The following is a 20,670-nucleotide window of genomic DNA, read 5'->3' as shown; positions in this document are numbered from 1 at the left end:
CGAAGTCCCTTTTTTATTCGCGCTTATAAATTCTATTTATTTTTATTTCCTTTATAAGCGACTGCCCATCGGCCTCTCCGGATTGGATCTGTTTTACAATTTCCATACCTTCTATCACCTGTCCGAATGCCGCAAAACCTTGCATGTCCGGATTCCGGTCTCCACCAAAATCAAGTTCTGGTTGATCGTTTATGCATATAAAAAAGGCCGCGGAAGCGGTTCCTGGTTCTAACCTGGCCATTGAGATTGTTCCGTTTTTGTGTAAAACCCCGGTATTATTTGTTGTTTCGTGTTCTATGGGAGGCAATGCTAAGTCGCCAGAGATAAAATTACCCTGTATAACTTCTATTTTTTCGGGATTCACAGGTTGATTATCCATTCTTACCACTCTGTAAAAGCTGGCCCCTTCAAAATTGCCATTTTCAACATACTGCAAAAAATTCTTAACCGTAATGGGAGCTTTTTTAGGGTATACTTGGAAAACAATATCTCCCAGTTCCGTTGCTATGATATAGGTGTTTTCTAATGTAATGTCTTGCACGGCAACTTCCTTCCCCGCCTCACCTTCACATTTCATAGGGTTGTTTAGGGTTAAAAAAAGGAAGGACCCTAAAGCAAGCGCAGATATTTTAAAAAAATTAAACATAGTTCTTTGTTATTTTAAGGCGTAAATTCCTTTGATTTTGATTTTCTCTTTCAGCATTTGGCTGTCCGTTTCCCCTGCTTGGATTTTGCGAACAACGTCCATGCCGTCAATGACTTGACCAAAAGCGGCAAAACCCTGCCCATCGGGGTTCCGTTTTCCGCCGTAGTTAAGCTCTGGCTGATCGTTGATACAAATAAAGAACTCAGCCGCCGTAGTTCCCACATCGAACCTACCCATGGAAACAGTTCCATCCTTGTGGGTTAATCCGGTCTCCAGGGTTGTTTCATGGGCAATTACAGGGAAATAATACTGTCTACCGGTAAAATCGCCCTGTATTACCTCAATCTTTACAGGATTTATAGGTTGATTGTCCAACCGAACTACCCTATAGAAATAAGCACCATCAAATTTTGCTTGTTCAACGTATTTTAGAAAATTACCCACCGTTATAGGGGCCTTTTCTTGGTATACCTCTAAAGTGATATCCCCTACTTCGGTTTCAATCACATAGCGACTTTCAGTTTTGGAAGAGCAGCCAATTAGATTTACAAGCAATAGAAAACCAAGAATAGCTCTCATAAATTAAACGTCTTTTGGGTTAATCAACAATTGCAACGGCAAAATTGGTGCGCATACTGCTGTCAAACCGGTCTACGACCCCACCATCCACATAATTGATAACAAAGCTTATGTTAAAGGAATCCCCGGCTTCCAAATCATCAATTAAGAGACTTGGAATGCCGCTAACTAACTCATTTGAAGATAAAGTCATTGAAGCCGGAAAATCAACAATAACTTCTTCTTCGACTAATGAGGATTCCCCATTTACGCTACTAACGTATGATTTGTTTACAACTATTGAACTTATTGGTCTTTTATCTCCTTTAAAGCTGATGTTAAAACCCAGTTCATATGTACTTATATCCGCTAAAGAAACTTCCACGGCACTTGTAACCTCAACATCTAACAGTACCCCATATTCGGTACCGTCCAAGAAATCTGGGACTATTTGGTTTTCATCATCGTTGCAAGAAAGGGTTATGCCGATAACTAATACGAGAATATATTTTGTGATATTTTTCATTGTCTTACGTTTTTAGTTTAGTTGTCCCAGAAAACAAATTCATCATTATTGGGTAAGGTTGGTGGTGTAATGCTAGATGGGTAAGGCAACCTATTTAGGGTTGGGCTCGTCTGCACAACCAAGGTTAAATCATCTGGAATACCGGTTCTACGCCAATCATTATACTGTTCCATGCCGTTTCCAAATTGATGTACATATTTTTCGAGCATTATTAACTTCAACTTATCAGCATCGGAAGCCGCATTGAAAGTCAACAGTCTTTGGGCCACATAAGTGTTTATCTGATCCTCCGAAATACCGGGTCCTGCTCCAAGTTCGTTTACTTTTTCCATAGACTCCCGTATGCCTTGTTCAAACAGGGTGGCTACGTCTGCAGAAGCCGTAATCCCTAAGGCCATTACAGCTTCTGCTTCAATGAACAAGCGCATGGCATTGGTCATCATTCTATAGGTCCCCGCCCCTTTTAATCCTAACTCTCCGGTAGTAACTCCACCCAAACCGTTATCATACTGTCCTCCGCAAGGATAAACACCATGAAATGTTCGTGTGTCTTGATCCTCAAATGTTGACAAACCATTGGGATTTCCGGCATCCCGGCCCACAAACGTGCCGGCCAACTGGTTATAGAAATAATAAGGTATTCTTGGATCATTGTTACCGGTTAACAGATCATTGAAGTAATTAGAAATTCTGTTGTCCAGTCTATTTACATAGTCATCTATAAAAAGTTGCATTCTGTTTTCCGGAGAAGCTGTTCCTCCAAAAACCAGTTGAAAATCGTCCGTACTGGACTGAATAAGATTGTTGGCAGCTATTAAGGCTTCCATTTTAGATCCTACGCTACTATCAACCAAGCGTGTTTGATTGTACATTTTTAATAGAAGCGTATTGCCCATACGACGCCATTTATTTAAATCGCCGCCATATATAACATCATCTGCCGCAGGAGAAAGATCAGAGTTTTTGCCCAAGTCCCCAATGGCCTCTATAACCAGTGCTTCCAGATTGGCATAAATGGCGCTTCCAGAATCATAGGCAGGTGATTCAAACTCTGGGTTAAACGCTTCGGAATACGGAATATCGTTCCAAAGGTCTACCATTAAACTAAAGGTATAGGCCTTCATCAATTTGGCTATGCCCACATAATGCCATTGTTCATTTTCCGTGCCCTGGTCTATGATTTCTTCCAGGTTTTTCAATCCACCACTATAGAGGTCATTATTCCAGGTACCATCTATTGTAGTTCTACTAACCGTATAGTTATCGTAACGCGTGTTAACGCTAGTTTGTACGGCACTGGAGGTTATTGCATTTATTAGACTTGAAAATGGCTGGATAACCGATACTTGTCCGTGAGGCAATAGCTCTACCACCGTTGCCGTAGTAGGACTATTGGGGTTATCGTTAATATCTAGGTCGCAGGAGAGGAACAAGCATAGTATCCCTAGTATTGCAAGTCCTTTTTTATATATATTATATTTCATAATGTACGTTATTTTAATTTCTTGTTAGAATGATACTTTGATGTTCAATGCCATATTCTTTACTGTTGGTGGGGCATACTGCTCAACACCTTGGGCATTACCAGCTCCGTACGTAGAAACCTCAGGATCTAAATGGGGATAGTTAGGTGCTTTAAACCATAGGTTTCTGCCTAAGAAAGTCATACTTAAACTACCAAAGGGTAAATTTTTCAGCATTGCTTTTGGAAATGTATATCCAAAACTGAGTTCTCTCAATCTAAACACCGTTGCATCAAAAATCAGGGATTCCGCACTAAAACGATATTGGTTCCTTTGTGTACCGTTGGTGGCACCACTCCAATAGTTTTGTGGGGATATCTGAATATTGTTCAACACTCTGTTTCCACTTCCGTCCAACAAAGGTTGCGTAGGATCGTTTGGATCCGCTAAGTATCCCGGTAAGATATAGGTCCTATCCCTATCTTCCGCCGTTTCTTTTGTTAATCCAAATCCTCTTAAATACCCGTTGGATAAAGAAAGTATATCTCCCCCTTGCTTCCAATCGAACAAGAAGCCTAATTGAAATCCTTTGTAAGACAGTGTATTGTTAATACCAACTATGAAATCGGGATTGGGGTCACCAACAATTTGTTGTTCCGCAGCCTTTGTGGGAAGACCCGTTAAAGCATTGATTAAAAGGCTTCCATCGCTATCTCTATTTTGCACCTCTCCTTCAATTACCCCATAAGGTTGTCCTACCCGTAGGATATTACCGTATGCGGGAACCCTGTTTCCCGGGTTGATCTGATCTAATCCATCGATCAGTTTTTCAACTTTACTAACATTTTTAGCAAACGTACCAAAGATGTTCCAGCTAAGTCCATTAGGATTCCTAATTGGATTAAGATCCAATCCTACTTCCAATCCTTTATTTGATATTTCACCCGCATTGAGGGTTTTGGTACTATATCCTGTGGACGATGGAATGTTTATACTGAATATCTGATCTTCGGTCCGTTTTGAATAGTAAGCAACGTCTAGTCCTATCAGATTATTAAACAAGTTAAGCTCTAGACCTACCTCATATTCTGTTGTAAACTCTGGTTTTAGATCCTGATTTCCCAGGTTATCCCCTATTTCCGTACCCGAAACACCGTTGAAAGGAAATTCCAATCCAGATTCATTTACGCTTCCGTTAATGGTGTTAACGGTAGATAACAAATATGGATCGGCGTCGTTACCAATTTTGGTATACGCCAAACGCACTTTTCCAAAGGAAAGGAAATCGGATTTGATCTTAAAAGCATCCGAGAAATTGAACGTTGTAGATATCGAAGGATAAAAGAAACTTCTTTTTCCTTTAGGCAAGGTAGAAGACCAATCATTTCTTCCTGTTAGGTTTAGAAACAAAAAGTCTTTGTACGAGAAAACTACATCGCCAAATAGCCCTACAATCCTTCTTTGCTCAAAAATAGATTCATCCGTTACTACCGCTTCGGTATTGGTAATTCTAGAAATACCTCTTTTTATAATCCCGGTTCCCCTGATATTTAATAAATCGGTTTTCCTTTGATTGTAATTATGACCTAAAACGACCCTTACATTTAAGTCTTCGCTTAGATTCTTGGAAGCTGTTGCAATTAGGTTAGAAGATAATTCCGAAAAGGTGATATTGTTATTGATTATGTTTCCTGAAGTAAAAAAGCTACCTCTTGGTATTATTTGGGTCCGTCTATCCGTATACGTGTTGTTTCCAAGTTTGTAAGAGATATTAAGCCATTCGTTTACCTTGTAGTCCGTGGATACAAAACCGTAAACCCTGTCTACATCACTATCGTATGGGCCTTCTTGAGCCAACCATCTTGGATTGTCCCAGAAAGAAAATTGAAATTGCCCTCCTGTTACTTCATCAATATATGGGAACCCAGACAGATCGTAACTCCTTGGAATAAACAAGGTTTGCCTGTTGATACTGGATAAGGTATTGTGCCCACCCGATAAAATACCATCCTGATGGGTATTTACGTAGGTTACGGATGCACTTATTTTTAAACCGTTCTCCAATTTAGTAGACCCGGAAACTTTTACAGAAGTTCTTTTAAGTCCCGTATTTGGAATAAATCCTTTATTGTCCACGTTACTGGCCGTAACAGCGAAAGCATTTTTACCATCGCCTCCTTGTGCACGTATAGAAGTTTCTCGTTGAAAACCTGTCTTATAGAATTCCTTTACATTGTTTGGATATGCCCTATAGGGTACATTATCGCCAATGTGATTGGTATATTTAATTACCCCATCTTCTGAAAACAAACCGCCGTTCCCAACTAGATTGGGACTATCGAAGGCAGGGCCCCAAGATTCTGTTGCCGTTGGGCTGAACACATATTCCCCATTGGCAAAATTTCCCTGACCGTATTTGTTTTGGTAATCGGGGAAACGAGAAATAGTTTCTGCTCCCGCCGTATTTGATATCTCTATTTCGAGACCTTTTTTGGATTGACTTCCAGAATGGGTAGTGATTATGATTACACCATTTGAAGCTCTTGAACCGTACAAGGCAGCAGCTGCACCTCCTTTTAGCACGGTCATAGTGGCGATGTCGTTCGGATCCAAATCCAACGCTCTATTGGAATAAGTAGATGAAGCTCCAGCTAGATCTGAAGTACTGGTGGTAGAATTATCAAAAGGTATACCGTCTACAACGAACAAGGGCTGATTGTTACCGGTTGCCGAGTTGTTTCCCCTAATTATTATATTGGTAGAGGAACCAGCTGCTCCTCCAGAACCCGAAATATTAACCCCCGCTACTTTTCCGCTCAATGCCTTCAGCACGTCTACTTCGGCCTTATTTGCCAGTTGATCTCCTTTTACTTCCGAAACGGCATAGGATAATGATTTTCTATCTCTTTCTATTCCCAAAGCCGTAACAACAACCTCATCCAATCTGTTAAGGTCTTCCTTAAGTTGTACATTGATTGTAGTTTGTTGGTTAAGGGCCACTTCTTTTTGCTCATAACCTATATAAGAAAACACAAGATGAGAGGTCGTAGAAGGAACCTTTAAGGAATATAAGCCGTCAAAATCCGTAACTGTACCCACCGATGTTCCTTTGGCAATAACAGTGGCTCCAATAAGGGGCACGCCAGCTTCATCTGTTACAACCCCTGTTATGGTAACTTCCTGGGTTACGTTTACACCTCTTCCTTTGGCCAAAACTTTTTGAGCCTTTTTTGAATTGGGGTAGAGTAGTATATCATCTCCATTCTCAATATCTCTGAGCTCATTGATCTTTTCCTTCAGTTTTTGCAGTTTGTTTTTTCCGTTCCTGTTGTTTTTATAGATGACTATATATTTTTCACCAATGGTCTCAAATTTTAAATTGGTATCCCTTAATACAGTATTTACAACAGCCCCTATTTCCTTTTCTTTGCTAAAAAGCTCGCTTAAGGACACCTCTACTTCTATGTCTTCTAGAAGTTTTGTTTCGTAGCTAAAGAATACATGATAATTCTCACTGATGGCCTGTAGCGCATCCGTAAGCTTTATTTTATTGGTTTTTAACAGGGTATAGGACGGATCTTTGTTGGTTTCGAATAGATTGGCCGCAGCATAGCTACTGCTCATAATGAAAGCCAACAGCAGAATGCTTCCTTTGAAGACAATGGATTTTTTCATAAATTTGGTTGTTAATTAGTAGTATTATATTACAATTGATAGGGGTGGTCTTGGTCAGAAGATCATCCCTTTTTTATTTAATAAACTCTGTGCCGATTATTCTTTCTATGGTCGTTACGGCCACTTGTTGGTCCGTAATTGAAATTCCTACAGTAACTTCTTTGTCCCTAAGGGCATTATCTTTAAGTTTTAGTTGAATTCCATATACATCCTCCATTTTGGACAGTACAACGTGCAAGGGCGTGTTCGTATAGGTCATAACCCCATCTCTCCAAGAAGTTTCATCTTTGTTCGCTTTCTGTTTTTCCGGTAACTTTCGACTTTTGGCTTTATATGTTATTTTTTCTCCAGGAGCCATTAGTAGTTGCTTGTTCAAATTACCTTTGATATCAAGTTTAATCTTTCCCTTATCCAAAATAACCTTGGTATCTTCTTTTCTGTTATCCACATTAAAAGCCGTTCCTAAAACCTCTACATTAACATCGTCTGTGATAACTATAAATTTGGCTTGGTTTGTTTCGATATGCTTTACATTAAAATAGGCCTCACCATCTAACCACACTTTCCGGTCAACGGTATTGTCCCATTTCTTTGCGAGTCTTAATTTGGAATTTGCACCTAAGGTAACCTGGGTGCCATCTGGAAGTTCTATTTTCTTATATTCCCCGTAAGCGGTAGTATAATAATTTGTGCCGGAGTTTGTATAGAATAAACTGAAAGCTATCAAAATAACGATAGAAGCGGCCGCCGCATAATTGAAAACTTTCTTCCTATTCCTTTTAAGAACCCTTATTTTAGGAGAACCTGCACTAGAATGCTTGGAAATAAACTCGCTGTACTTTTCTTCTATCTGGGCTTCACTTAGCTTGTTACTATCATAATATTCATGAATACCTTCCAAAAAAAGCTTTGCTTTCTCAATATCGACAGCCTTGCTTGGATTTTCCCTAACAAATGTATCCCAAAAGTGGTTTGCTTTTTCATCGGTAGTGTACACCCATTTTCTAAAATAAGCGTCCTTTATAAAGTCTTCGAATATGTAGTCTTTGAAATTTTTATGGCCCATTTAATGTTGCGATTTTATTATAGAAGCCGCAAAACATAAAAATGTAACCTTAAAAAGTAATTTTTTTTTGAAAAGATGTGTTAAACTAAAAAAGCAGAGACTATAAAAGATCGCATTTTTTCCGAAAAAATAGAACTTTTTAACTTTTTGAGGGCCCTAGAAACGTAATTTCTGGCTACCTGATTGCTCACGTTCATGATATCTTCAATTTCTTTATAGGAAAAATTGGCATAGTATTTAAGGTAGATGATTTCCTTTTGTTTATCCGGTAGTTTTTCGATAGCGCTTTTTAGGTTCGTTTTTAAGCACGAATTCTCCTCAACTTGCATTATTTCTTTTTCAACAGAGGTAATCGATTTTTCATCAACCAAAGTCACTACGTAGTTATCATGACTTTTTTTGGATCGAGTGTCTTTAATGATCCCCTGAATGAGATTTCTTCTTATCGCTTTGCACGCAAACGCTTCAAAATTCTTAATGTCCCTTAATTTCTCCGGATTTTCTAGAGTCCAAACAAAAAAGTTCTGAATAGTATCTTCTACTTTTATGGTATCATCATACACAAGACAACCATATTGATATAGTTTGCCATAGAACTTTTTGTATAATGATTCTACCATTTTTTTTACTGGGCTTAATGGTCATATCAGGGATAATGATTGTTTACCGTATTTTAAATTAATCATTATTTTATACCAATGTGCATATAGTTTTAGGTTACTCTTAACGCAATGAGTACTAAATTACAGAATTTTAAAAGAATAGATTCCATTACAATAATAGACAATTGGGAAGATTAGGAAATTTCTTTCTTCATTTTGTGAGACTACGTTGCAGCAGCACTATAGTCAGAATAAGTTATAAAATGGCCAAGGATTGGTTGTGCTTTAGGGTAAATGCGCATCCTATTATCCGATTGATCAATAAAGATGTTATCTTCATGTAAACATTTGGTATACCAAACTTTTGAGCTTTGAGGATAGCCTTAGTCTTTTTTATTTCATTTATTCTTACATCAAACAGCAATTTGTCTGCCCAAGAGCTACGTATAAAATATTTGGCCAATGAAGGGTTGCTAATAATGGATAAGGACAATAACGTACTTATTGATCCATTATTTGAAGAGGATTTTGGTATTTACCAGACCCTGTCAAAAAAAGTTCAGGATTCCATAATCTATGGCATTGGAGTATACAAAAATGTAGATTATCTGCTTATTTCGCACGAACACCGGGATCACTTCTCCCAGGATTTGGTGACTCAATTTATACTTAATCATCCAGAAACAACCATAGTTTCTTCGGATCAGGTACTTTCACAGCTGCGAACAGGGGTAGCTACCTTTCCGTATATCCAACACGACCCGGATCTAAACCAAAACGTGGTAACTTCAACCTTTGCCAATATTACCATAAGTTCTTACTGGTTTCGGCATCCGTACGAAAAGAACTTTCAGATTAAAAACTACGTATTTATCCTTAAAATGAACGATACCACCATCGCTCATTTTGGAGATTCGGAATGGAACGCGAACCTCTTAAAAAAAGCACCATTTAGAAATTACAACATCAATTACGTCTTTTTACCGCTTTGGTATTGTATTAAAAAAGAATCGCCCCAACTGATTGAAGAATACATACATTCTGACGCTTATTATGTTTTTCATTACCCCAAGGGTTTTGACAAGTCCAAAATTTTATTAGACTCAAAATTATTATCGGGCACCAATAGTTGGTTAGATTTAAAGTGAAATTACAAGTTTCTTGTTTGCAACATTAAACACAAAGTGAACACAGATTGTGGTGTCATTTCTATTAACTCTAAACATATTTCAATTGTATTATGGTGTATCTTTAAGGAGACTATTCGGTACCCGAAAACATGACCCCAATTATTAAAAAGTAAGTCGGGTTTTAGTACTGTGAATTGTCTTATTGGTTATTGGAATACCCGCCATTTTTGGGCGAGTTTCTTTTAAAAAATAGTACTTGGAATAACAGAATTGATGAAAGTAAAATAATATGGAAAGTATTTCAATCTGGGTGTTTATCTTATTTTTAGTTGCTACAGTGGCTTCGATTGTATTTTTTTGGCTTGCAGCCAACAAAAGAAATATTATCGTAACACTGTTAGCTATTTGGATGGTCTTGCAAGCTGTGCTAAGTCTATCGGGCTTTTATCAAAACACCGAAGCATTTCCACCAAGGTTTATTTTTTTGTTAACGCCTGGAATATTATTTATCGTAGCGCTATTTTTTTCAAAAAATGGTAAAACGTTTATTGATGGGCTAAACATAAAATGGTTGACCATACTTCATATCGTAAGAATACCTGTAGAGATTGTTCTTTTTTACGTTTACATGGCAGGCTTGATTCCTATTGAAATGACTTTTGACGGTTACAACCTGGATATATTTTCTGGGCTATCGACACCAGTTATATTTTATCTTACTTTCAAAACAAAAAAAACTAAAAGATGGTTGTTGGCCTCTTGGAATATTCTTTGTTTAGGGCTTTTACTGAATGTACTTACCATAGCGGTCCTAAGTGCTGAAACTCCCTTTCAAAAAATTGCAATGGACCAACCCAATATTGGCGTAACTTATTTTCCATTTGTTTGGCTCCCAACGGTGATTGTCCCCATAGTTCTCATTTCCCAACTTGCTGGGATTAGAAAAGCCATCAAAAACAAACTATAGTAATACTACGACAACTATTTTAAAAGCGGCTATAAACCATTTAAAAAACAATATATGGACAGAAAGTTAATAAGTTCGGGTTCAACATTTGAAAGTACAATTGGCTATTCCCGGGCCGTGGTAGATGGCAATTGGGTTTTTGTATCGGGTACTACCGGTTTTGACTATAACACCATGACGATATCTGACGATATCTTGGCACAGACAGAACAATGCCTTCTGAATATTATTCAAGCTCTGGAAAAAGCCGGTTCTACCCTCAATGATACGGTTAGGGTTATGTACATCTTACCAAATGCAGCGGAATTTGAATTGTGCTGGCCCGTTCTCAGGAAATATTTTGGTGAGATAAGACCTGCGGCAACGATGATTTCTGCCGGTTTGTCCGATCCCAGAATGAAGATTGAAATACAAGTAACGGCATTAAAAAAACAGAGTGCTCATATCTAAGGCCAATAATCCAAAAAAGCATCCAAAATACAGTAGCAAAAACTAAAAATGGCCATTGCCACAAAAACATAATACCGCCAGTTTTTAAGGACATATCCCGGAGGACCATTTTTTGAGATAGTCATTTTATGCTTTCTAGTGAACCGTAGTTCCCGTAACCGATGAAAAAGACGTTCCCATTCTTCCGTTTCTTTCTGATGAATTTTGGTAAACCCCCCATAGTTTAAGAATGTCTTTGCTTTTGGTGTTGCAATTAATAAAAAAATACGTTTTCCGTTACCGTTTAAAGAATCCAAAAGTTCTGCATCAAAATCCATGATTTCATAGATCAATTCCAAAAGTTCCTGTTCGTTCGTAACTAAGGTAGGATACCTTTTCATAAACTCTTTAGGGCCAAAAAACTCCATTCGGTCTAAGCCATATCCCAAAAATGTATCTTTGATTTCCGCGCGAAGCCGTTCTTCCATGGTAGTGGACAATTCCTTTTGAAAGATACCCTAAGTATCCAAAGCATAGCTTTAATGGGTTTAAAGAAATTGTTGGCTAAATATCATCTTTTTACAAACAATCGGTTTGCACCACAAATGGGCTGCATACTATAAAGATTTACCATAAAAATCCTCAGGAACCAAATTCTACAGCCGCTATGGGACCCTATGGATAAGGAATTTGAAAAATTAACGTTAAATAGTACATAAGATATTTTTACTTCTACTAAAAAATCGATAATATTCCATAAAAATTAGCTTGTTATGAAATTTTCTGTAAACTCTTTTATTTTTCTTTTGATGGCATTGACCATCTCCTCATGCAACGTAAGTTCTGACGATAACCCTATTGAACCGCCAAATTTTGAGGTGCTTGGCCTCTGGGATCTGGTAGAAGTGAATATTAGCGAAGGTCAGGATCTAAACACCGATGGAACCTTATCTACCAATGTGGTGGATGAATTAGATTGCCTGTCTGGAACATTATTGATCGATGGAGATCTCCAATGGACATTTGATCAGGTAGGGCTAAGCGTTACCACAATTACCGGAGGGCTTTTCGAAATAAATTGTATCGATGCTACTTCAGCTACTGGCACATGGTTCTCTAACGAGACCTCCATTACATTTTCTGGTGATCCGGCACTAAGTACCATGCAGATAGAAGGAGACAAGCTGGTGAATACAGTGGGCGAAAATTTACCTGGTGTGCTTAGCTATGTCTATGAAAGGCGTATAGTAAATTAGACCGCTTTGCTTTTATAAGTCTTAAGGAAATTTAACTATATGTTCTGTAACTTTCATTACGCAGACTTTACCTAGTGCTCATTACTTTTGATAAAAATGTTGGATGGAATTTCTATTGAAACCTTGGCCATGGTATGTTTCGGGCCCTTTAATCGCTTCTGTACTACTGGTGCTGGTGTATTTTGGAAAGACATTTGGAATGTCCTCCAACTTAAAAACGCTTTGCAGTATGGCCGGAGCGGGTAAATACACCGAGTTTTTTAGGTTTGATTGGAAAAGTTATCGCTGGAACCTCATTGTAGTTCTTGGTGCTATAATCGGAGGCTTTATTGCTACCCAATTTTTATCGGACAATTCCACTATTGCGTTAAATCCGAATACCATTATGGATTTGGAACAGCTTGGATTTTCACAAGTGGGAGAATCTCTATTACCTGCAGAAATCTATGGTTGGAAGGGTGTTCTAACGTTAAAAGGATTGGCCATTTTGATCATTGCCGGTTTTTTGGTAGGTTTTGGCACACGATATGCCGGCGGATGCACTTCTGGCCATGCCATCACAGGATTGAGTAATCTGCAACTTCCATCCCTTATTGCCGTTATCGGTTTTTTTATCGGAGGTCTTTTAATGACCCATTTTTTATTACCCCTTATTTTTTAGGTATGAAGTTTTTAAAATTTTTACTTGTTGGTGTCTTCTTCGGAATAATTCTGGTTAAATCAGAGGCCGTGTCCTGGTACCGTATTTTTGAAATGTTCAAATTTCAATCGTTCCATATGTACGGTATTATTGGTTCTGCTGTTTTTATTGGTGGCGGATTCCTTTGGGCAATGAAAAAATTCGGTATAAAAAATATAACCGGTGGACATGTGCATCTTACGCCTAAAGAGCCCGGCTTTATCCGTTACATTCTTGGAGGAACAATTTTTGGGCTTGGATGGGCGCTTGCGGGTGCATGCCCCGGACCTATGTACATTTTACTTGGCACAGGAGTTTATAGCATGCTTATTGTAATTGCGGCAGCTGTTTTGGGCACCTTTGCCTACGGTCTGTTAAAAAACAGATTGCCTCATTGATAACCAAATGGCGTTCAGATAACTTGATAGTATCCTTGCGGCACTAAGCCTATAACGAACAATGCGTTATATTCGCTATACCAACTTCCGTACTTTATTGCAATCCTATTCTCTTAGTTCACCATAAAGGGGATATTGGCTGTAGCGGAATGGTTTTGGCCATCATTGACATACACAAATAATCTATAGGCCCCATTATCGGGAGCTCTTACCGTAACTGAATTATCTTGCTGTGAAACTATAGCACCTGCTATGGCGTCCGGTCTTTTTTCCTCGTCTCCACCATGTTTAAGATCGGTGCTTTCTGCCATTATTTCCCATGTAAAGGTCAGGGTGTCGTTCTCGTAATCCATAATTTCTATAGTGGCATTGTATTCTTTTCCCGCTACCAGGTAAATATTATCTTGTGGTACCTTACCGTCCAGGACAAAGGTTTTGATAGCAGGCGTTCTATTACTTGGCCATTCGCCATTCCATACATAATGCATTACATCTACTGATTCGGTTTCTTGTCCGTCTTCCAAGAAAATACCATACCAAGTAGGTGTTCTTTCTTGTTTGTTGCCCCATAGAAAAACATAGGACCCTATGCATTGTAAGGAGTCTGCCTCAATGCCTTTTTTATATCGCTTTAAATAATTAGCGGCTTTAACGGTACTATTGTCTTCTATAGGTGCTCCCCATGATGTTTGAGGAACCTCCCAATGGCCTGTGGCTCCCCATTCTGTTACCATATAGGGACCTTCCCATCCAAATTCTTCGATTAACCGTGGCAAATCGGGTAAATCGCCGTACATCTGAACAGCAAGTATATCCAAATCCGTACATCGTTCCTGTATATAGGTTATTTCTTGTTGTTCAATACCTGCCAAGCTAGTTGTTGTGGGATGATTGGGATCCAAGCTGTGGATCATTTTGGAAATGTCATTAACGGCATCCCATACTTTTGGATTGGTATAGTGCAAGTTAAGTTCATTGCCAATTCCCCAAATCAGTAAGGCCGGATGATCTTTTAAAGCTACTACCTGTTTCTTTATTTCTGCCAATTGATTGGCTACAGCTACCGGATCATCATAGTCAAAACCATGTCGTTCCCTGCCGACTTCAATACCCATGGATACCATAAGTCCATTTTCATGTGCCTCGTCCAATACTTCTTTGGCCGACCTTTCACCATTTTCTGTTCGCCATGTTCTAAAAGAGTTTGCATTGTGCATGGCCAAGGTTTTAATATCACCAAACTCCAATCCTGCCCCTTTGATATAGAATGGTTCGTTATCTACATACAATTGGTACTTATCGCCTTCCTGTCTTACCTCTACCTTGGCAGGACCTGTTTCTTCGGCAAACTCTCCTTTTAAGTCCTTTTTTTGAGTGTTTTCTTTGCAAGATAGCAAGAAACAAAAACAGCATATCCAAAATATTCTGATCATAATCGTATTATTTTCTGATTAATAATTCCTGAACTTCCTCCAAGGTCCTTCCCTTAGTTTCGATTACAAACTTATGCACAAAGAAGACCGCGAAAAGCGAGAGCAATGCATAAATGGCAAAAGTGGTTGTAGGTCCTAGATTGGACAATTCCCACGGAAAAATCTGAGTTACTGAAAAACTCACCAAGGAATTGAAAAAACCTACTACCGAAATAGCGATTCCTTTTATTTTATTTGGAAATACTTCCGAAATCAATGTCCACATTACAGGTCCCAGGGAAATAGCAAATGCTGCAACGTACAGCAAAATGGCTATTAAAACCAAGGTTGCATTGATATTGATGAAATTGGTAATCTCGTTGCGTTTAAACTTTAAAAACTGTGCCTCATCCAATTTTTCGGATACCGTTTCAAACAATACACCTTGATTCTCAAAGGATTTGTCCTTTAACTCCATTAAGGCCGTTTTAACCTCCACATCACCTACTTTATCCAAGTTTTCCGAACTAAAATTATAAGTGGCATTGCTAAATGCAAAGGTAGCCATCAATAACGCTATGGTCATAAAGCTGGTACCGATCAACAACAAGGGTTTTCTTCCCAATTTGTCTATTAACCAAATGGCGACCAAGGTAAAAACCAAATTAGTAAGACCTACAACAATAGCCTGTAAAAAAGAAGAATCTGTACTTCCGCCCGCTTGTTCAAAAATGGTGGGAGCATAATAAAAAACTGCGTTGATACCTGTTATCTGCTGAAAAAAGGCGATACCAAGCGCAATGATCATGATGGTAGTGTATTTACTTTTAAAAATCTCTGCGAGGGTACCTTTCTCTTCTTTTTTTGTTGTTCCTCTTTGAATTTCGGCAATCGTTACCTCCGCATATTCTTCACCACCTATTTTCATTAAAATTTTTCGGGCCAATTCTACCTTGTTCAATTTTAGGATCAACCACCTTGGGCTTCTTGGAACCGTAAACAGGGCCAGAAAGTATATGGCTGCAGGAATAGCTTCTACACCCAACATCCACCGCCAGCTTTCCCCTTCCATATTTACCAAAAAATAGTTGGAGAAATAAGCCACGGATATCCCTAGCACAATATTCAATTGATTAAAGGACACCAAACTACCCCTAAGTTTGGGAGGTGCTATTTCCGCAATATAAATTGGTGCTATCAATATGGCACCGCCTATGCCAATTCCTCCTATTATACGGGCAATTATAAACTCTGTGTATCCTGTAGCAAAAGCCGACCAAGTGGCCGAAACCGTAAAAAGGGCGGCAACTATAATTAAGATTTTTTTTCTTCCAAAAATATCGGCCAGGGGTCCGGCCATAAGGTTTCCTGCCATAGCGCCAAACACCACGCATCCTACAGAAAAGCCCAGCATCCATTCAGTCATCTCAAAATAGACGGTTATTCCCTTAACAGCTCCTGAGATCACTGCACTATCAAAGCCCAACAAAAACCCTCCAAGTGCTACAATGAGACTTATTAGAATGGTATAGGACTTGTTCATCTTAACTACTTTGGCTGGTTCTTCCATAATTTCTTGGTTTGGTTATTTGCTTACGCAATGTTCTTTACTGTAAACTAAAATTTTTCTAAATTAACTAAATCAAACTTACTTATATAATCTAATGTAGTTAACCTCCATCATAGACTCCAAAAGCCCTGCATCAATAACGCCTCTCAAAGTATCTCCCATGCAATATTGGAATAAGGAAAACCTTTGGTAAAAAGACGGGGTATCATTATTGGAAACCTCATAGAGTACAACCCCATCAACAAAGAAAATTGTTTCCTTTGCGCTCCCTTCCATGTTGTAAACATGAAAGTTATCAAACGCTCTGGGAACTTTGGCGAGCCTATATCTACCGTTTCCAGTAAAATTGGTGGGTCGTTAAAGGTTCCTTCAATAATATCTTGCTCCCGGCCTACATGTTCCCAATATTGATTTTAACCAGCACAAGTGGATAATTCCTGTTCAAAGTCATTGAAGAAAAAAGTAATGCCTTGATTACGAGCAAGTTTCTCCAACTGCACTGTTTAGGCAGGAGTTTCCTTTAAAGGTAACAAAAGTATATTAACGGGTGGACTTAAAGCTTGTAAATAAGGGGTTACGCAATTTCCGCATTAAGACCTGCTTGTAGCAATCTGCTACATCTAGGTTTTAGGTAATCGTATTCTCCTGTTTTAACGGTACATTTCCCATTATAATGGACAATAAGGGAGCATTGTTCAGCTTGTTCCGGGCTATGTTCGCAAACGTCTATTAAAGTTTCGATTACGTGCTCAAACGTATTCACATCATCGTTGAACAGTATAATCTCATTCTGTTTAACGGTTTCCTCTTCTACAAGAAGGTCTTCCGAGAATTTTTCCTTGGAGCTCATAGATTTAGGTTTTGACACTAACTAAAATACATATTTTACAGCAACCCAATTATTAATTTTCAAGTTTTTTTCAAATTTAAGACCATTCTCTTTGCATTTTTGACTGATTAAAGGCATGTCTTCCAAGTAAAATCCACTTAAAAACAAGCTTCCCTTTGCTTTAAGACAACCAACGTAAATGGGTATGTCGTTCAGCAGTATATTTCTATTGATATTGGCCAAAATAATGTCGTATTTCCTGTTGGTAAGCAAGGCGACATCCCCTTCTAGAACATTTATATGTTGCTGTCCATTTCTGGTAACGTTCTCTATGGCATTAAGGTAACACCAATGATCAATATCTATGGCGTCAACGTTGGTGGCACCTTTCATGGCCGCCAATATGGCAAGCACTCCTGTGCCACTTCCCATATCCAAAACCGATTTCCCCGCTATCTCATTGCCCAATATATGTTGAATCATCATATGGGTTGTTTCGTGATGCCCTGTTCCAAAACTCATTTTTGGTTCAATGACAATATCGAATCTTACCTCGGGCTTTTTGTGAAATGGTGCCCGTACAACGCAATCTTTCCCTACTTCAATAGGATCAAAACTACTTTCCCAGACCGCGTTCCAATTTTCTTGTGCTATCTCGCTAAAAGTATGTTGTATTTTAAAATCGTGGTTCCTTAAAATTTGAATGGAATTTAAGGTTTCCTTGCTCCAATCCTCCTTTTTAATGTAAGCCAAAAGGCCGTCCTCCTCTTCCACAAAACTCTCAAAACCTTCCGTACTTAATTCAGCAATAAGAATATCCATTGCCGGTTGCAGTGGACTTATTTTAAAACTGTACGCTATGTAACTGTTATATTCCACTGATTATTGGATAAGGTACTAAAGGGCGAAGGAAATTTAGAGTCCCTATTTTTTAAATCGATTTAATAATCCCAACAAAATCATCCGCTACCAAGGACGCTCCTCCTATTAAACCACCGTCTACATCTGGCTTGGAGAATATTTCTTTGGCATTTGAAGGTTTTACACTTCCGCCGTACAAAATGGAAACACGCTCTGCTATATCCGCCGAATAGGTTTGCGAAATTGTATTTCGGATAAAGGCGTGCATTTCCTGGGCTTGTTCCGGAGAAGCGGTCTCGCCAGTACCAATGGCCCAAACGGGTTCGTAGGCCAATACAAGTCTAGACCATGAATCAGCATCCAAATTGAAAAGTGCATTTTTTAATTGACTTTCCACGATATTGAACTGATTTTCAGATTTACGGTCTCCTAATTCCTCTCCAAAACAAAACATTACCCGCATATTTTTTGCAAGTGCGGCCTTTACCTTTTTCGCAAGAATCTCATCCGTTTCGCCAAATAATGCTCTTCGTTCTGAGTGTCCAATAATTACGGTATCCACCTCAATATTCAATAGCATATCGGCAGATATCTCCCCCGTAAAAGCCCCACTTTCCGCAAAATGCATGTTTTGTGCAATAACCTGTATAATAGACGATTCCAGGCAATGGACTGCCCCGGAAAGGTTAACAAAGGTTGGTGCCACCATTACCTCGGCGTCGGTATCTGGTAGTTTTGCCGAAAGTTCCCTAAGCAAGGATTCCGTTTCGGAAAGGTTTTTGTTCATTTTCCAATTTCCAGCAACAATTTTATTTCTCATCAGTTTTAGTTTTCCGTTTGTAGCTATTTGTTTCTAGTTTAGTATTTGCATTAGTGCGTCTAGTGTCCTATCATTAAATTGAGATGTCTGTTCTTTCCTAATTAAACTCCAAATCATCCAAATCGTTATAATGCACCTTTTGCTCTATTGTTCCCTTTTTAAGTACCAAAATCGCCGGATTAGAACGCACTATGGTTTTTAAAGTGGTCTCATCGGTAAAATAAAAATCGAACCCAAGACCATATTTTTTTATAATGGACGACGCTGTATTATTGTCCGAAGCTGACATTCCTATGACTTTATAGCCTTTTGCGAGGGCATCGGCGGTTACCGTTTTAATTTCTTTAAAGGCATCCAGGTTACTCTTTCTAAGATCGTAAGCTATCACCATTACCAGCTTATCTTGCTGCAATAAGGAAGCCGCTAGGTCTTCCCCATCTTTTTCAATAGTAAAATCATGTACCGGAGGTTCGTACCCCTTTTGTATTTCAGTGGTTTCTACACCGATGAATTCTCCTTCTACCGAGGGATAATCTCCATTGGTAACCACAATCTGCTCCTCATTGCCCACCTTAAATTTCCAAGCATACTCAAATATGGCTTTAGGGGCATTCTCTGGCACTTTCATTGCCTGCTCTATGTTAACGCCAATTTTGTAGGGTCTAAAATCGATTGATGGTAAATGATTAAGCACATGATAGCAAAAAAGGCCACAGGCCACCAAGGTAAAAATGGTGACCATCCGTTGTAAATTTATGTCTAGAAAGGAAACGATATACTTTTTGCCCATAAAAAGAACCAATATCAGCACTAAGAGCACAACGTCCTTGGAAAAAGACTCCCACGGTGTAAGTTTAACCGCATCTCCAAAACAACCACAGTCGGTTACCTTATTAAAATATGCCGAATAGAAGGTAAGAAAGGTGAAAAAGACAATCGTAAGCAACAGGCTCCAGACCGTAACCCTAACCCTAAAACCTATCAGTAACATTACACCTAAAAGTACTTCCAAAATAACTACAAAAATAGAGATGCCCAAGGCATAGGGTAATAAGAAAGGTAGGTCTAGAACACTTTGGCTAAAGTATTCCTCTAATTTAAAAGAAAACCCTACAGGATCGTTGAGCTTTATAAATCCACTAATAATGAAAAGTACTCCAACGATTATCCGGGCAATATTCACTAAAACTTTCATACTATTATGACTTATGGTTCAAATGAATCATGGCGAAAATTGAATAATTGATCATATCCTGATAATTGGCCGCTATCCCCTCGCTAACAAGCGTTTTTCCATCATTGTCCTCTATTTGCTTCACTCTTAATAATTTTTGAATAATCAAATCGGTCAATGAGCTAACACGTATATCTCGCCAAGCCTCCCCGTAATCATGGTTTTTATCTTCCATAAGTGATTTGGTCTCCGCAATACGATGGTCATATAGCTCCAAGGCCTCTTCCGGTAAAAGATCGGGTTGATCCACAATGCCCTTATCCAATTGTATCAAAGCCATTATAGCGTAGTTAATGATACCAATAAACTCGGCCCTCTCGTCCTCATCTACCTTTCGCACCTTATTTTGCTGTAAGCTTCGTATGCGCTGCGCTTTTATGTATATCTGGTCGGTTAATGAGGGAAGTCTTAAAATACGCCAAGCACTACCGTAATCCTTCATCTTCTTTAAAAATAGATCTCGACAAATTTTTACGACGGCATTGTACTGTTCCGAGGTTTGCTGCATGTATTCCTAGTAATTTGCGTAAATTTCGCTTAAAATTTTTA

General features: G+C 38.7%; 22 protein-coding genes. 6 read left to right on the top strand and 16 right to left on the bottom strand.

The features are described 5' to 3' along the window. Positions 1-13: 13 nt before the first annotated feature. The 7 genes from ACEQ81_RS13065 to ACEQ81_RS13035 all read right to left on the bottom strand — a co-directional run bounded on the left by ACEQ81_RS13065 (position 14) and on the right by ACEQ81_RS13035 (position 8,554). Complete coding sequence (locus tag ACEQ81_RS13065; protein WP_411031347.1) at positions 14-577, bottom strand: peptidylprolyl isomerase; 564 nt, start codon at positions 575-577, stop codon at positions 14-16. 78 nt (positions 578-655) lie between these two features. Further along, positions 656-1,225, bottom strand: a complete 570-nt coding sequence (locus tag ACEQ81_RS13060) for a peptidylprolyl isomerase (RefSeq protein WP_411031346.1) — start codon at positions 1,223-1,225, stop codon at positions 656-658. 19 nt (positions 1,226-1,244) lie between these two features. Continuing rightward, positions 1,245-1,730 (bottom strand): hypothetical protein, encoded by a 486-nt coding sequence (locus tag ACEQ81_RS13055; protein WP_411031345.1) that lies wholly within the window; start codon positions 1,728-1,730, stop codon positions 1,245-1,247. A gap of 17 nt (positions 1,731-1,747) precedes the next feature. Further along, positions 1,748-3,214, bottom strand: coding sequence for a SusD/RagB family nutrient-binding outer membrane lipoprotein (locus ACEQ81_RS13050; protein ID WP_411031344.1), 1,467 nt, complete (start codon positions 3,212-3,214; stop codon positions 1,748-1,750). A 24-nt stretch (positions 3,215-3,238) separates the two neighbouring features. Then, on the bottom strand, positions 3,239-6,868 hold the full coding sequence (locus tag ACEQ81_RS13045; RefSeq protein ID WP_411031343.1) for a SusC/RagA family TonB-linked outer membrane protein: 3,630 nt from the start codon (positions 6,866-6,868) through the stop codon (positions 3,239-3,241). A 73-nt stretch (positions 6,869-6,941) separates the two neighbouring features. Further along, positions 6,942-7,934 (bottom strand): FecR family protein, encoded by a 993-nt coding sequence (locus ACEQ81_RS13040; RefSeq protein WP_411031342.1) that lies wholly within the window; start codon positions 7,932-7,934, stop codon positions 6,942-6,944. A gap of 80 nt (positions 7,935-8,014) precedes the next feature. Next, positions 8,015-8,554: an RNA polymerase sigma factor gene (locus ACEQ81_RS13035; protein ID WP_411031341.1), complete on the bottom strand. Its 540-nt coding sequence runs from the start codon at positions 8,552-8,554 to the stop codon at positions 8,015-8,017. 353 nt (positions 8,555-8,907) lie between these two features. On the opposite strand from ACEQ81_RS13035, the gene ACEQ81_RS13030 reads away from it, so the two are divergent. From ACEQ81_RS13030 to ACEQ81_RS13020, 3 genes are all read left to right on the top strand, one after another. Continuing rightward, on the top strand, positions 8,908-9,684 hold the full coding sequence (locus tag ACEQ81_RS13030; RefSeq protein ID WP_411031340.1) for an MBL fold metallo-hydrolase: 777 nt from the start codon (positions 8,908-8,910) through the stop codon (positions 9,682-9,684). A gap of 271 nt (positions 9,685-9,955) precedes the next feature. Next, positions 9,956-10,633 carry a hypothetical protein gene (locus tag ACEQ81_RS13025; RefSeq protein ID WP_411031339.1) on the top strand — a complete coding sequence of 226 codons (678 nt, stop codon included), beginning with the start codon at positions 9,956-9,958 and terminating at the stop codon, positions 10,631-10,633. A gap of 54 nt (positions 10,634-10,687) precedes the next feature. Then, positions 10,688-11,083, top strand: coding sequence for a RidA family protein (locus tag ACEQ81_RS13020; RefSeq protein ID WP_411031338.1), 396 nt, complete (start codon positions 10,688-10,690; stop codon positions 11,081-11,083). Here the strand turns inward: ACEQ81_RS13020 and ACEQ81_RS13015 are convergent. After that, on the bottom strand, positions 11,080-11,550 hold the full coding sequence (locus ACEQ81_RS13015; protein WP_411031337.1) for a hypothetical protein: 471 nt from the start codon (positions 11,548-11,550) through the stop codon (positions 11,080-11,082). The two genes, ACEQ81_RS13020 and ACEQ81_RS13015, sit on opposite strands and share 4 nt — an antisense overlap. 285 nt (positions 11,551-11,835) lie before the next feature. On the opposite strand from ACEQ81_RS13015, the gene ACEQ81_RS13010 reads away from it, so the two are divergent. The 3 genes from ACEQ81_RS13010 (at position 11,836) to ACEQ81_RS13000 (ending at position 13,395) form a co-directional block, all read left to right on the top strand. Then, on the top strand, positions 11,836-12,318 hold the full coding sequence (locus ACEQ81_RS13010) for a hypothetical protein (RefSeq protein ID WP_411031336.1): 483 nt from the start codon (positions 11,836-11,838) through the stop codon (positions 12,316-12,318). Positions 12,319-12,421: 103 nt separating this feature from the next. Continuing rightward, a complete protein-coding gene (locus ACEQ81_RS13005) occupies positions 12,422-12,979 on the top strand; it encodes a YeeE/YedE family protein (RefSeq protein ID WP_411031335.1) in 558 nt (185 codons plus the stop codon). A 2-nt stretch (positions 12,980-12,981) separates the two neighbouring features. Next, on the top strand, positions 12,982-13,395 hold the full coding sequence (locus ACEQ81_RS13000) for a DUF6691 family protein (protein ID WP_411031334.1): 414 nt from the start codon (positions 12,982-12,984) through the stop codon (positions 13,393-13,395). Positions 13,396-13,508: 113 nt separating this feature from the next. On the opposite strand, the gene ACEQ81_RS12995 is transcribed toward ACEQ81_RS13000, so the two are convergent. The 8 genes from ACEQ81_RS12995 to ACEQ81_RS12960 all read right to left on the bottom strand — a co-directional run bounded on the left by ACEQ81_RS12995 (position 13,509) and on the right by ACEQ81_RS12960 (position 20,629). Next, the gene (locus tag ACEQ81_RS12995) at positions 13,509-14,828 is read right to left on the bottom strand and encodes a glycoside hydrolase family 2 TIM barrel-domain containing protein (RefSeq protein WP_411031333.1); all 1,320 of its coding nucleotides are present in this window, start codon (positions 14,826-14,828) and stop codon (positions 13,509-13,511) included. 7 nt (positions 14,829-14,835) lie between these two features. Continuing rightward, positions 14,836-16,377 carry a sugar porter family MFS transporter gene (locus ACEQ81_RS12990; protein WP_411031332.1) on the bottom strand — a complete coding sequence of 514 codons (1,542 nt, stop codon included), beginning with the start codon at positions 16,375-16,377 and terminating at the stop codon, positions 14,836-14,838. Positions 16,378-16,455: 78 nt separating this feature from the next. After that, the gene (locus ACEQ81_RS12985; protein ID WP_411031331.1) at positions 16,456-16,653 is read right to left on the bottom strand and encodes a hypothetical protein; all 198 of its coding nucleotides are present in this window, start codon (positions 16,651-16,653) and stop codon (positions 16,456-16,458) included. A 298-nt stretch (positions 16,654-16,951) separates the two neighbouring features. Continuing rightward, complete coding sequence (locus ACEQ81_RS12980; protein WP_411031330.1) at positions 16,952-17,227, bottom strand: ATP-dependent Clp protease adaptor ClpS; 276 nt, start codon at positions 17,225-17,227, stop codon at positions 16,952-16,954. Between the two features lie 21 nt (positions 17,228-17,248). Continuing rightward, entirely contained in the window at positions 17,249-18,085 is an 837-nt protein-coding gene (prmA, locus tag ACEQ81_RS12975; RefSeq protein ID WP_411031329.1) for a 50S ribosomal protein L11 methyltransferase, read from the bottom strand. 52 nt (positions 18,086-18,137) lie between these two features. After that, the gene (tpiA, locus tag ACEQ81_RS12970) at positions 18,138-18,887 is read right to left on the bottom strand and encodes a triose-phosphate isomerase (RefSeq protein WP_411031328.1); all 750 of its coding nucleotides are present in this window, start codon (positions 18,885-18,887) and stop codon (positions 18,138-18,140) included. Positions 18,888-18,984: 97 nt separating this feature from the next. After that, the gene (locus tag ACEQ81_RS12965; protein ID WP_411031327.1) at positions 18,985-20,082 is read right to left on the bottom strand and encodes a BT_3928 family protein; all 1,098 of its coding nucleotides are present in this window, start codon (positions 20,080-20,082) and stop codon (positions 18,985-18,987) included. A 4-nt stretch (positions 20,083-20,086) separates the two neighbouring features. Next, the gene (locus tag ACEQ81_RS12960) at positions 20,087-20,629 is read right to left on the bottom strand and encodes a DUF1599 domain-containing protein (protein WP_411031326.1); all 543 of its coding nucleotides are present in this window, start codon (positions 20,627-20,629) and stop codon (positions 20,087-20,089) included. Positions 20,630-20,670 lie beyond the last annotated feature (41 nt).

The organism is Spongiimicrobium sp. 3-5 (assembly GCF_046557915.1).
Taxonomy (GTDB): domain Bacteria; phylum Bacteroidota; class Bacteroidia; order Flavobacteriales; family Flavobacteriaceae; genus JBHEBG01.
This window is presented reverse-complemented; position numbering and strand designations above follow the sequence as displayed.